This window comes from Rickettsia endosymbiont of Gonocerus acuteangulatus (assembly GCF_964026435.1).
Lineage (GTDB): Bacteria > Pseudomonadota > Alphaproteobacteria > Rickettsiales > Rickettsiaceae > Rickettsia.
This window is the reverse complement of the sequence record NZ_OZ032147.1, coordinates 28,165-39,583: the sequence shown is the minus strand read 5'-3', so window position 1 is coordinate 39,583 and position 11,419 is coordinate 28,165. Positions and strand designations below refer to the sequence as shown.

Sequence of the window (11,419 nt, the reverse complement as noted above, 5' to 3'; positions counted from 1 at the left end):
TAAGTAGAACAAAACCTATAAATTTTCTGCCCAAATTTCATTGGGGGTTTTATAACCAAAAATCTTTCTTGGCATGTTATTTAAAATCTCAGCAATATTGTCAAGACCTCTTTGTGTAACGGTTGTAATATCTGTATTTTTAGGTAAAATTCTATGAATCATAGAATTCATTTTCTCCACTAGTGCTTTTTGTCTAGGGCGGTATGGATCACAAAAGAAAGTTTGAAACCCAGATAGTCTATAAGCAAGATGCCCTACAAACTCTTTGCCATTATCCATAGTAATAGTCTTTCTAACACTACTTGGCAGCGTTTTGATCTTTTTTAAAAACCCAGTGGTAACTGTTTTAGCTCTTTTGGAGTTATTCAGCACTAAAATAATCTTTTGACTCTTTTTATCCACCAGCACACCGATATTCATACTTTGATTACCTTTATGAAATGTAAGATCTGCCTCAAAATGCCCTACTTCTAGCTTTTGCATTGCTATTGCATCACGCTGATGTATTGAGATCCTTTGTGGTATAATGATCCTTTGATGCCTTGTCCCCCTTTCTTGCCTTTTATATCTTTTAGACGGTAAATAGCTATATAACTTTAATTTAGCTGCAACTGGAGAAGTGTAGACAAATCTATATATACTTTCTGTACTGATACAACAAGCTGTATTTTTGTCCAGTTTTAACTTTCCGGCTATAGCATCCGGTGACCATTTCTTGTGAATCATAGCATTTTTGATATAATTTAACAAAATAGGTTGAAAATGCAAGGACTAAGTAGAACAAAACCTATAAATTTTCTGCCCAAATTTCATTGGGGGTTTTATAACCAAAAATCTTTCTTGGCATGTTATTTAAAATCTCAGCAACATTGTCAAGACCTCTTTGTGTAACGGTAGTAATATCTGTATTTTTAGGTAAAATTCTATGAATCATAGAATTCATTTTTTCCACTAATGCTTTTTATCTAGGGCGGTATGGATCATAAAAGAAAGTTTGAAACCCAGATAGTCTATAGGCAACATGCCCCACAAACTCTTTGCCATTATCCATAGTAATAGTCTTTCTCACACTATTTGGAAGAGTTTTTATCTTTCTTAAAAAACCATTGGTAACTGTTGTAGCTCTCTTGGAGTTATTCAGCACTAAAATAATCTTTTGACTCTTTTTATCCACCAGTGCACCAATATTCATACTTTGATTACCTTTATGAAATGTAAGATCTGCCTCAAAATGCCCTACTTCTACCTTTTTCGTAGCTATTGCATCACGCTGATGTATTGAGATCCTTTGTGGTATAATGATCCTTTGACGCCTCTTCCCTCTTTCTTGCCTTTTATATCTTTTAGAAGGTAAATAGCTATATAACTTTAATTTAGCTGCTACTGCAGAAGTGTAAACAAATCTATATATACTTTCTGTACTGATACACAAAGCTGTATTTTTGTCTAGTTTTAACTTTCCGGCTATAGCATCCGGCGACCATTTCTTGCGAATCATAGCATTTTTAATATAATCTAACAACATAGGGTTCTTTTCTATTTTTAATAACTCTTGCTGATACATCCTATTTTCATATTTTTCCTGAGCAACACAAGGCATATACTTATCTTTTACCTTCAAAACTTACGCTATGTTATAGCAAATATGCTAAAAACCCTTACTACAAAGCTATGTTTTTACAGTGCATCACTTTATAATATCCTTTAATTTATAGGAATTATATCAAACATAGCGTAAGTTTTGCCTTATTTCTTTTTAGCCAAAACTTACGCTATGTTTGATATAATGCCCATGAATTAAGGGATATTATGAAGTGCTTCACTATAAAACATTGCTGTGTAATAAGAGTTTTTAGCATATTTGCTATAACATAGCGTAAGTTTTGTAGCTCCATACTAATAGTGCTTTTAGACCTCGTAAGATGTTGTGCTATCTTATTAATACTGACTCCTAGGTCATACATTCTTTTTATCTCATATCTCTCTTCTCGAGATAAGTGTCTATATTTTCTGTTCATCATTACCTATTTAAAATCTTATTATTTTAAATAGGTTCTGTTCTACTTACTTATAGTATTTTCACATTATTAATTTTGGAATATGACTTAGACTTATAAAATATAAACAACCCAATGGAAATAATTGACAAAAATATACCTACTGGGGGACCCCAATTTTGATGCTCTAGTTCCTGACTTATACTCGGTGATGGTGTCTGATTATTTTGTATATCTTGATCATCAATGGCACGTCTATAAGCAAAAATGCTAGTAAGTCTTGACATACACGACTCCACCTCCTCGATAAAAGAGGTTAATGAAATGCCAAGTATGAATTTGTTATAAAAATGTAACCTTTTGCATATAAGTAAATAAGGCCCTGTTGCAAATAGGAAATATTAGTATATAAGAATAGGGAATAAATTGTTATAGATAAGCTTTATGAATTTTTTTAAGAGACGTCATTTTAAATACGATATAATAATATGGGCAGTAAGGTGGTACTGTAAGTACGGTATTAGCTATCGAGATTTAGAAGAGATGTTAGAGGAAAGAGGTGTAGAGGTAGATCACTCTACAATTTACCGTTGGGTTCAGTATTATGCCCCAAAGATATTAGATAAATTAAAATGGTGCTGGAAGCCTAAGTCAGGGTTTAGTTGGAGAGTAGATGAGACATACATTAAAGTAAAAGGTAAATGGGCATATTTGTATAGAGCTGTAGACAAATATGGGGATACAATTGATTTTTACCTATCATCTACTCGTAATGCTAACGCTGCTAAGCGTTTCCTAGGTAAAGCCTTGAAATCAATCCCAGAATATTCACATCCGGAAACAATTAATACTGATAAGAACCCAGCTTATAGTAAAGCAATTACTCTACTCAAATCAGAAGGCAAATGCTCACAAGAGTTAGAACATCGGCAGATTAAGTATCTGAATAATATAATAGAATCTGATCATGGTAAGCTGAAACGACTGATTAAACCTACTCTTGGTTTTAAATCAATGAAAACAGCTTATGCAACTATTAAAGGATTTGAGATAATGCGAATGTTTAAAAAAGGAAGATTTGAATTATGGAAATATGGTCAAGGTATTCACGGCGAAATCAGAATTATTACTGAAAATCTATTAGCCTTTTAATACATAACATATTTCACTCCCTTCACAAAATACACCCACAATACCTATTTGCAACAGTGCCTAGAAAACTAATATATGCAAGATTTGCAGATGAGATAGCGGCTAAGCCAAGTGATGCTGCAGAGAATCAGAACCTTGAGACCAAGAGCCATGCTGCAAGAGAGCACGCAGAAGCTTGCAGTACTTACAGCATTACAGAGGAGTTTAAAATGTTTAAGGAACAAGGATACGATTTTGCAGCAACTAGAAAAGTATTGCAAAACCGAAACCAAGACACAAACCAAAGTCCCAAAAACATGCATGAGCGTATGAAGGAGTTATCCATATCAGGTTTTTTCTCAAGTTATGCGGGGGAGTCATTTTTAAGAAAGAATTTAAAGCAAATGAGCATTCAGAAGGACTTGGTAATTAATGAGTTCATGGAAAGAGTTGCAAGTAGGGTAGGTGAGCTAGAAGAATATAGCAGTGAATTACTAGGTTAATGAAGTCTTAAAACCAAGAGTTAACAACCAAAAAAGAATTAATACAAAACTTACGCTATGAGTAAAAAAGTGATAAATTATTGTAAAAATAATTAAACATGTCAAAGAGGATAAAGTTGCAAGCAATACCAATTAATAGGACAGATTATTGTCAATTTTTAATAGTTAGCCAAAAGAATTATAGTTTAACCTACTACGCTGAACATGCAAAGAAATGTAGTCATGATGTTATTAATAGATTTTTAAGGAATGAAAAATATACACCTTCTTTGTTATGGGAACACATCAAGAATGATGTTATTTTTTCATCTAATGGATATACAATATTTGATGATACGGTTTTAAATAAAAGGAATACGAAGCAAATAGAAATTGCAAGATCGCAGTACAGTGGAGCTACAGGTAGAGTTACTAAAGGTATAGGAGTAGTGAGTCTGGTATATTATAACCCTGATATTAATAAGTTTTGGGTAATAGATTATCGAATTTTTGCACCTGATCATGATGGAGCAACAAAACTAGAACACCTATTAAACATGTTAAATAATGCTGTTTATAGCAAGAAGATTCCTTTTCAAACAGTACTTTTTGACACATGGTATTCTACACACAAAATTATGCAACATGTTGACTCTCTGGGGAAATATTATTATGCCCCTATTAAAGCCAATAGAAACGTTAGTAAAACGCACGATTCTAAACCTTATAAAGCTGTAAAAGAGTTGACATTTTCAGATGAAGAGATCAGGCATGGAGTAGAGATTCATATAAAAGGCTTTGCTAAAAATAAGCATGTTAATTTGTTTAAATTTACTGTTCCTACCAACAGAGTTGAGTATGTTGTTACCAATAACCAAAACTTACGCTATGTTATAGCAAATATGCTAAAAACTCTTATTACACAGCAATGTTTTATAGTGAAGCACTTCATAATATCCCTTAATTCATGGGCATTATATCAAACATAGCGTAAGTTTTGTAACAAAACTCAAAAATCTTCTAAAGCTGCACAAGATGAGTGTGGCTTTCGATGGGTAATTGAGAGCATGCACAGAGAAATTAAGCAACTTACTGGGATAGAACGTTGTCAATGCAGGAAACAGCGTATTCAACGTAATCATATTAGTTGTGCATTTTTAGTTTGGGCATTAAAAGGACTGCAAATACAATCGGTAAAACGGTTTACCAAATAAAGTTAGGGCTTTTAGATGACTATATGCAACAACAGCTGCGTTCTCCATCTTTACGATATTTAGAACCAAACATAGTGTAAGTTTTGTATATATAGATTCGTCTACACTTCTGCAGTAGCAGCTAAATTAAAGTTATATAGCTATTTACCGTCTAAAAGATATAAAAGGCAAGAAAGGGGGACAAGGCATCAAAGGATCATTATACCACAAAGGATCTCAATACATCAGCGTGATGCAATAGCAATGCAAAAGCTAGAAGTAGGGCATTTTGAGGCAGATCTTACATTTCATAAAGGTAATCAAAGTATGAATATCGGTGTGCTGGTGGATAAAAAGAGTCAAAAGATTATTTTAGTGCTGAATAACTCCAAAAGAGCTAAAACAGTTACCACTGGGTTTTTAAAAAAGATCAAAACGCTGCCAAGTAGTGTTAGAAAGACTATTACTATGGATAATGGCAAAGAGTTTGTAGGGCATCTTGCTTATAGACTATCTGGGTTTCAAACTTTCTTTTGTGATCCATACCGCCCTAGACAAAAAGCACTAGTGGAGAAAATGAATTCTATGATTCATAGAATTTTACCTAAAAATACAGATATTACAACCGTTACACAAAGAGGTCTTGACAATATTGCTGAGATTTTAAATAACATGCCAAGAAAGATTTTTGGTTATAAAACCCCCAATGAAATTTGGGCAGAAAATTTATAGGTTTTGTTCTACTTAGTCCTTGAATTTTCACTCAAAGTAACCTGTTATTTGACGCTGCCCGAAATCAAATAAACGATATAATGTATAAATTAGTTGTATATATGGTACTTGGTATGTCGTTGTCCTCCCAGATTCTCCCTCTACGTAAGGTTGTGTATTAATGAACAAAGACTCTAAATCACCTTCAGGGAAATACAGGCTGACCATCCCTCTTTTTCTTAAACTATCGTTATATTGTGACCAATTGGTTATTTTATCAAAACTTACGCTATGAGTAAAAAAGTGATAAATTATTGTAAAAATAATTAAACATGTCAAAGAGGATAAAGTTGCAAGCAATACCAATTAATAGGACAGATTATTGTCAATTTTTAATAGTTAGCCAAAAGAATTATAGTTTAACCTACTACGCTGAACATGCAAAGAAATGTAGTCATGATGTTATTAATAGATTTTTAAGGAATGAAAAATATACACCTTCTTTGTTATGGGAACACATCAAGAATGATGTTATTTTTTCATCTAATGGATATACAATATTTGATGATACGGTTTTAAATAAAAGGAATACGAAGCAAATAGAAATTGCAAGATCGCAGTACAGTGGAGCTACAGGTAGAGTTACTAAAGGTATAGGAGTAGTGAGTCTGGTATATTATAACCCTGATATTAATAAGTTTTGGGTAATAGATTATCGAATTTTTGCACCTGATCATGATGGAGCAACAAAACTAGAACACCTATTAAACATGTTAAATAATGCTGTTTATAGCAAGAAGATTCCTTTTCAAACAGTACTTTTTGACACATGGTATTCTACACACAAAATTATGCAACATGTTGACTCTCTGGGGAAATATTATTATGCCCCTATTAAAGCCAATAGAAACGTTAGTAAAACACACGATTCTAAACCTTATAAAGCTGTAAAAGAGTTGACATTTTCAGATGAAGAGATCAGGCATGGAGTAGAGATTCATATAAAAGGCTTTGCTAAAAATAAGCATGTTAATTTGTTTAAATTTACTGTTTCTACCAACAGAGTTGAGTATGTTGTTACCAATAACAAAACTCAAAAACCTTCTAAAGCTGCACAAGATGAGTGTGGCTTTCGATGGGTAATTGAGAGCATGCACAGAGAAATTAAGCAACTTACTGGGATAGAACGTTGTCAATGCAGGAAACAGCGTATTCAACGTAATCATATTAGTTGGGCATTTTTAGTTTGGGCATTTCTCAAAAGGACTGCAAATACAATCGGTAAAACGGTTTACCAAATAAAGTTAGGGCTTTTAGATGACTATATGCAACAACAGCTGCGTTCTCCATCTTTACGATATTTAGAACCAAACATAGCGTAAGTTTTGTTATAATAATTATTATTTCAGAACAGATTACGTTTATGTTAATTACACACTTCCTTGACCCCAAGAATAATTTTGCATTCATACAAATATTTGGAAGAGAAAAGAATAAGGACATACTTATCCATTTTTTAAATGATATTTTAGGTTATACAGGGGAAGAACAAATTAAAGAAGTTACTTTTTTAAAAACTAATCAAGACCCTGATATTGCAATTTATAGACAATCTATCGTTGATGTGTTGTGCAAAGATGAAAACGGCACATAATTTATTGTAGAGATGCAAATAAGCAAACATCCAGGATTTGAAAAAAGAGCCCAACTTTATGCTGCAAAAGCCTATTCAAGGCAAATAATTAAAGAAGATGAAAATCATAAAAAAATGGCAGTATATGCAAAGCTAAAAGGCGTTATATTCCTTGCTATTGCTGATTTTGTCCTATTCCCAAATAAAAAGGACTGGAGATCAAACCATAGGCTACTTGATACTAAAACCTATGAGAATGATTTACAGGATTTTTATTTTATTTTTTTAGAATTAGAGAAATTTAATAAAGAACTAAACCAATTAGAGAATCTTCAAGAAAAATGGGCATATTTTTTTAAACATGCACATGAAAGTATAGCATAAGTCATTAAGGTATAGCATAAATCATTAAGATACTGACAATTTAATAGGTCATGATCTTATCATTAAAAAAGCTTTTTATGCTTTAGATCAAGCTAGTTGGTCGGAAGAAGATCTCAACACCTATGAAAAAATGGTAAAAACCGAAATGGATAATTTAGCTGTAGAAGAACAGAAAATTATGGATGCTGAAGCACGAGGCAAAGCTGAAGAAAAAATCATTATGGCAAAGGAAATGATAAAAGAAAAATTACCCTTAGAAACTATCATAAGAATAACAAAATTAACTAAGGAAGAGATAGAGAAACTAAAATAATAAATTTTTCAATTTCATCATTTTAAAGTAACTTATTATTTTCATCAAATAATAAAAGTAATCCCCGCCGCAAGCAGCGGGGTATTTTAGAAGAAAGCTAGCTGATGATCCTCATACAGTTTCTGATATTCCTTGCCTTGGTTTTTTACGTATTTTCCTATCATATTCTCATTTCCATGCTTACCTACCGTACTCGTAAAATATCCATCAGTCCAAAATTCTCCACCCCATAATTGTTTCTTTACCTGTGGACACTGTCTAAATATTTGACGAGCTGTAACACTTTTAATTGTTGTTACTATTTTTGTTACGCTATAGGTTGGTACAGATTGTACCAAAAAATGGACATGATCTTCATCAACCCCTATTTCTAAAAATTTTATTTGATATCTCTTTTCTATCTCTAAACATATTTCTCGTAATACTTGATCAACTGATACGTCAAACACTGCTCGGCGATATTTTGCTGGAAATACCATGTGATACAGCAGTACCGTAACATTATGACTTTTATGTATATATTTGCTCATTCCGCCATATTACGCCGCAAGCGGCGGGGAATATACCCAAAAGAGATTGAAAGACATCGAAATGACTGGCTATAGAAAATTTAGATCGTAAATCTAGGTGAGCAAATACTGCTTCCTCAGGGTTCATATGTACCGGTTGCATGAACCATCTTGGTTCATAAGCTCCTATTGGAATAAGGCTAAGTAAAATATTATATTTTTTGCCGATCTCTTTAAAAATATAACCTGAGTCACCTATAAAACAAATATCACCCATCTTGGTTTTAATAATAAAAGTTCCCCATAATGCTTTGTTCTTATCAAATATTCCTCTAGCGGACCAATGTTGTGCTGACTCTAAGCAATATTCTATATTTTGATCTTTGTAAGATTCACCCCACCCTAAAGTAAAAATTTCAGCATCTTTAATATGTTTTTTTATTATTATATCATTCTTAAGAGGAGTAATAATTTTAGGCTTATCCCGCAGCCATAAATCGTTAATCGTTTTAATATCTAGATGATCATAATGATTATGGCTTATTAATATAAAATCTATTTTAGGCAAATCGGCAAAATCAATACCGGGTTTTACTACAAAACTTACGCTATGTTATAGCAAATATGCTAAAAACTCTTATTACACAGCAATGTTTTATAGTGAAGCATTCATAATATCCCTTAATTCATGGGCATTATATCAAACATAGCGTAAGTTTTGACTACTCTTTTCGGTCCTACAAAAGTAAAAGGGCTTGCTCGCTCCAACCAAACCGGATCAGTTAAAATATTTAGACCTTGCACTTGAATTAAGAAAGTAACGTGACCTACATAGCTTACCCTTATATTCTCATCATGAGTTATTGGAGGAATATCGGTTATAATAGATTCCGATAATGGTAACCATTCTGACTTTTTTGAAGTCATTTTCCACTTTAAGATATCAAGCAAATTTTTGGGCTTAATATTAGGATCAAGGTTATAAAACATATTTTTATTTTAACGTGATCTTTCGGTTTGTTTATTAGATCGTTTAGCTTGCTCTTTTTCTGTAAAAGATTTTTTTGTCTCATTTGGCTTTTGTACTGATTTATGTGCAAACCCTGCTGCTTTTTCTCTTACTTCCATGACAGATTGCAGAGCTTCTTTTGGTAGTTGAGTTAAAAATGCTGGTATATTTGATTCTACTTCTTTCTTATTAATATTTATTTCTTTTGATTTCTTTAATTCTATTTCTTTAGCAAGATCTCTGCCAACAACTTCATCTAACGAAACTTGTATGTAATCAGCAAGAGCAACAATTGTTTTACTACTAGGCATATTTATATCATCTCTCATAAATCTATCTATTGTAGTTTCATGACATCCTAATATATTAGCTAACTTGTAATAACCTTTATCTGATTTTTGATTACCTTTTAATTTTTTTTCAACTATTACTTTGTCTATGAATTCTTTTAAATGCTCTCTATATTTTTCTTCAATTTTAGGCTTTTTTATAATTTCAATAGGATTATTACTTGCTTCAAATTTTTGCTTATTACTTCCATTATTTTTTAAAATTTCACCCATTGTTTTTTCCTACAGATATATATTCATTTCTAAGTGGTAAGGTTTTTATATTTTTTGAAAAATTATTTATTAATATATAACTAATAAATGGTAAATAGAAGATAATTTATTATGCAAACAATAAAATAGAGCTATTAGTGAAGTATTTTGGAGGTTTCAAGGAGATTATATAGATTACAGATTGTTTTCTCTACTTGCTTATCATTTATTAATAGAATAATTTTAATTTCTGATATTTGTATCATTTGAACATTTATATTATCTTTTGCTAATTCCGATAATATCATTTCAAGCAATTTCAAATCATTTTTAATCCCATGACCAATAATTGAAACTGTAGCAATTTCAGTATCAAAAGTGAAATTACTTATTTGATTATTATTTTTCAAATTAGTAAGTAATATATGTAAACTATTTTTATCTGTTAAATTAGTAATAAAACTATATCTTTTGTTATGCTCTATTTCTTGCATTAACTCAATATGATTATTATTTTGTGCAATGATACTCGCAACTTGGATAAAGTCTAATGAAGAGTTTTCTAAAGTTATATATAATAAATTTTTATTAGAAGTAATACCGCTAATTATCCTTTTTTCCATAATTTTATCTTTTGAAGTGATTAACGTGCAACCTGCTTTAGGTGCAAAAGTTGAAAGAATACGCATATCTATTTGATATCGCATTACTATTTCTGCTGCCCTTGGATGTAATACTTTTGCTCCACTTAATGCTAACTCTAACATTTCTGAAAAGTCTATCTCGTCTATCTTTTTTGCTTTTGGAATAATTCTTGGATCAGCAGCAAATACTCCCTCTACATCCGTATAGATATCACATCTATCAGCTTTCATGGCTGCAGCAATTAAAGCAGCGGTAGTATCAGAGCTGCCTCTACCTAATGTAACTAATCTATTATGTTTATTGATTCCTTGAAAACCAGCAATTATAGGAATAATATTTAGCTTTAAACATTCTTTCAATAATTTCGTGTCAACTGATTCTACTAAAGCTTTACTGTGGTTATCATCAGTCAAAATTGGTAATTGCCACGCCAAAAATGATCTGGCATTTATATTTTCTTCTTGAAGAGCAAGTGCAAGCAATGAAGCCGTAACTATTTCACCGCTAGAAAGTGCTACATCATATTCTGCAAGTTGAGATGATTTGTTAAGACTTGATACTTCATTACACAATGTAACAAGTTGATTAGTGACCCCTGCCATAGCAGAAACTACTATAATTACTTGATTATTTTTAGCTATTTCAGTTTTTATAATAGGGATGAATTTTTTTATTCTGTCAATAGTTGCAACGGAAGTGCCACCAAATTTTTGAATTATTAAGGCCATATATAGAAGCCTATTACTGCTGTTTTTGTGGGGTATTAATATTGTTTTGTTTTTTCGTCACTGCGAGGAGATGAATAGCTAAAGGTACGGCAGTCTAGTTAACTATAATGTCATTCTCGCTTAAGATTTACTTGCATGGATT

Annotated in this window: 18 protein-coding genes and 1 pseudogene; 9 read left to right on the top strand and 10 right to left on the bottom strand. The window is 31.9% G+C overall.

All coding sequences use genetic code 11. The annotated features are described in order from the left end of the window. Nucleotides 1-15: 15 nt before the first annotated feature. From AAGD55_RS00300 to AAGD55_RS00285, 4 genes are all read right to left on the bottom strand, one after another. Nucleotides 16-750 carry an IS30 family transposase gene (locus AAGD55_RS00300; RefSeq protein WP_341791699.1) on the bottom strand — a complete coding sequence of 245 codons (735 nt, stop codon included), beginning with the start codon at nt 748-750 and terminating at the stop codon, nt 16-18. A 37-nt stretch (nt 751-787) separates the two neighbouring features. Beyond that, nucleotides 788-952 carry a hypothetical protein gene (locus AAGD55_RS00295; RefSeq protein WP_341791511.1) on the bottom strand — a complete coding sequence of 55 codons (165 nt, stop codon included), beginning with the start codon at nt 950-952 and terminating at the stop codon, nt 788-790. A gap of 9 nt (nt 953-961) precedes the next feature. Further along, the gene (locus AAGD55_RS00290; RefSeq protein WP_341791698.1) at nt 962-1,621 is read right to left on the bottom strand and encodes an IS30 family transposase; all 660 of its coding nucleotides are present in this window, start codon (nt 1,619-1,621) and stop codon (nt 962-964) included. Nucleotides 1,622-1,772: 151 nt separating this feature from the next. Then, nucleotides 1,773-2,021 carry a helix-turn-helix domain-containing protein gene (locus tag AAGD55_RS00285; protein WP_341791697.1) on the bottom strand — a complete coding sequence of 83 codons (249 nt, stop codon included), beginning with the start codon at nt 2,019-2,021 and terminating at the stop codon, nt 1,773-1,775. Between the two features lie 420 nt (nt 2,022-2,441). On the opposite strand from AAGD55_RS00285, the gene AAGD55_RS00280 reads away from it, so the two are divergent. The 6 genes from AAGD55_RS00280 (at nt 2,442) to AAGD55_RS00255 (ending at nt 5,535) form a co-directional block, all read left to right on the top strand. Next, a complete protein-coding gene (locus AAGD55_RS00280; protein WP_341790969.1) occupies nt 2,442-3,149 on the top strand; it encodes an IS6 family transposase in 708 nt (235 codons plus the stop codon). A 56-nt stretch (nt 3,150-3,205) separates the two neighbouring features. Beyond that, on the top strand, nt 3,206-3,631 hold the full coding sequence (locus AAGD55_RS00275; protein ID WP_341791696.1) for a hypothetical protein: 426 nt from the start codon (nt 3,206-3,208) through the stop codon (nt 3,629-3,631). 98 nt (nt 3,632-3,729) lie between these two features. Continuing rightward, nucleotides 3,730-4,599, top strand: a complete 870-nt coding sequence (locus AAGD55_RS00270; RefSeq protein ID WP_341791695.1) for a transposase — start codon at nt 3,730-3,732, stop codon at nt 4,597-4,599. A gap of 78 nt (nt 4,600-4,677) precedes the next feature. Continuing rightward, nucleotides 4,678-4,824, top strand: coding sequence for a hypothetical protein (locus AAGD55_RS12280; protein ID WP_410526104.1), 147 nt, complete (start codon nt 4,678-4,680; stop codon nt 4,822-4,824). After that, on the top strand, nt 4,773-4,904 hold the full coding sequence (locus tag AAGD55_RS00260; RefSeq protein ID WP_341791694.1) for a hypothetical protein: 132 nt from the start codon (nt 4,773-4,775) through the stop codon (nt 4,902-4,904). The genes AAGD55_RS12280 and AAGD55_RS00260 overlap by 52 nt, the downstream gene beginning before the upstream one ends. 7 nt (nt 4,905-4,911) lie before the next feature. Beyond that, nucleotides 4,912-5,535 (top strand): IS30 family transposase, encoded by a 624-nt coding sequence (locus AAGD55_RS00255; protein ID WP_341792479.1) that lies wholly within the window; start codon nt 4,912-4,914, stop codon nt 5,533-5,535. A gap of 27 nt (nt 5,536-5,562) precedes the next feature. Here the strand turns inward: AAGD55_RS00255 and AAGD55_RS00250 are convergent, their stop codons facing one another. Then, entirely contained in the window at nt 5,563-5,880 is a 318-nt protein-coding gene (locus tag AAGD55_RS00250; RefSeq protein ID WP_341791693.1) for a hypothetical protein, read from the bottom strand. On the opposite strand from AAGD55_RS00250, the gene AAGD55_RS00245 reads away from it, so the two are divergent. The 3 genes and pseudogenes from AAGD55_RS00245 (at nt 5,847) to AAGD55_RS00235 (ending at nt 7,844) form a co-directional block, all read left to right on the top strand. Beyond that, a complete protein-coding gene (locus AAGD55_RS00245) occupies nt 5,847-6,896 on the top strand; it encodes a transposase (protein WP_341791692.1) in 1,050 nt (349 codons plus the stop codon). The genes AAGD55_RS00250 and AAGD55_RS00245 overlap by 34 nt on opposite strands. 41 nt (nt 6,897-6,937) lie before the next feature. Beyond that, nucleotides 6,938-7,531: pseudogene (locus AAGD55_RS00240) on the top strand (Rpn family recombination-promoting nuclease/putative transposase). 130 nt (nt 7,532-7,661) lie between these two features. Next, nucleotides 7,662-7,844, top strand: a complete 183-nt coding sequence (locus AAGD55_RS00235) for a hypothetical protein (protein WP_341791691.1) — start codon at nt 7,662-7,664, stop codon at nt 7,842-7,844. A gap of 86 nt (nt 7,845-7,930) precedes the next feature. Here AAGD55_RS00235 and tnpA read toward each other — a convergent pair whose 3' ends face one another. The 5 genes from tnpA to AAGD55_RS00210 all read right to left on the bottom strand — a co-directional run bounded on the left by tnpA (nt 7,931) and on the right by AAGD55_RS00210 (nt 11,277). Beyond that, nucleotides 7,931-8,374, bottom strand: coding sequence for an IS200/IS605 family transposase (gene tnpA, locus AAGD55_RS00230; RefSeq protein WP_341791690.1), 444 nt, complete (start codon nt 8,372-8,374; stop codon nt 7,931-7,933). Beyond that, nucleotides 8,355-8,936: an MBL fold metallo-hydrolase gene (locus tag AAGD55_RS00225; protein ID WP_341792478.1), complete on the bottom strand. Its 582-nt coding sequence runs from the start codon at nt 8,934-8,936 to the stop codon at nt 8,355-8,357. The genes tnpA and AAGD55_RS00225 overlap by 20 nt, the downstream gene beginning before the upstream one ends. A 98-nt stretch (nt 8,937-9,034) precedes the next feature. Further along, a complete protein-coding gene (locus AAGD55_RS00220) occupies nt 9,035-9,280 on the bottom strand; it encodes a hypothetical protein (RefSeq protein ID WP_341791689.1) in 246 nt (81 codons plus the stop codon). A gap of 72 nt (nt 9,281-9,352) precedes the next feature. Next, nucleotides 9,353-9,925: a hypothetical protein gene (locus AAGD55_RS00215; RefSeq protein WP_341791688.1), complete on the bottom strand. Its 573-nt coding sequence runs from the start codon at nt 9,923-9,925 to the stop codon at nt 9,353-9,355. A gap of 134 nt (nt 9,926-10,059) precedes the next feature. Then, the gene (locus AAGD55_RS00210) at nt 10,060-11,277 is read right to left on the bottom strand and encodes an aspartate kinase (RefSeq protein WP_341791687.1); all 1,218 of its coding nucleotides are present in this window, start codon (nt 11,275-11,277) and stop codon (nt 10,060-10,062) included. Nucleotides 11,278-11,419: the final 142 nt, after the last annotated feature.

Bases quoted from the DNA above. Each gene is read 5' to 3' on its own strand.
- AAGD55_RS00285 (WP_341791697.1), bottom strand. From the start codon at position 2,021: ATGATGAACAGAAAATATAGACACTTATCTCGAGAAGAGAGATATGAG.
- AAGD55_RS00280 (WP_341790969.1), top strand. From the start codon at position 2,442: ATGAATTTTTTTAAGAGACGTCATTTTAAATACGATATAATAATATGG.
- AAGD55_RS00270 (WP_341791695.1), top strand. From the start codon at position 3,730: ATGTCAAAGAGGATAAAGTTGCAAGCAATACCAATTAATAGGACAGAT.
- AAGD55_RS12280 (WP_410526104.1), top strand. From the start codon at position 4,678: ATGCACAGAGAAATTAAGCAACTTACTGGGATAGAACGTTGTCAATGC.
- AAGD55_RS00245 (WP_341791692.1), top strand. From the start codon at position 5,847: ATGTCAAAGAGGATAAAGTTGCAAGCAATACCAATTAATAGGACAGAT.
- AAGD55_RS00235 (WP_341791691.1), top strand. From the start codon at position 7,662: ATGGTAAAAACCGAAATGGATAATTTAGCTGTAGAAGAACAGAAAATT.
- tnpA (WP_341791690.1), bottom strand. From the start codon at position 8,374: ATGAGCAAATATATACATAAAAGTCATAATGTTACGGTACTGCTGTAT.
- AAGD55_RS00220 (WP_341791689.1), bottom strand. From the start codon at position 9,280: ATGACTTCAAAAAAGTCAGAATGGTTACCATTATCGGAATCTATTATA.
- AAGD55_RS00215 (WP_341791688.1), bottom strand. From the start codon at position 9,925: ATGGGTGAAATTTTAAAAAATAATGGAAGTAATAAGCAAAAATTTGAA.
- AAGD55_RS00210 (WP_341791687.1), bottom strand. From the start codon at position 11,277: ATGGCCTTAATAATTCAAAAATTTGGTGGCACTTCCGTTGCAACTATT.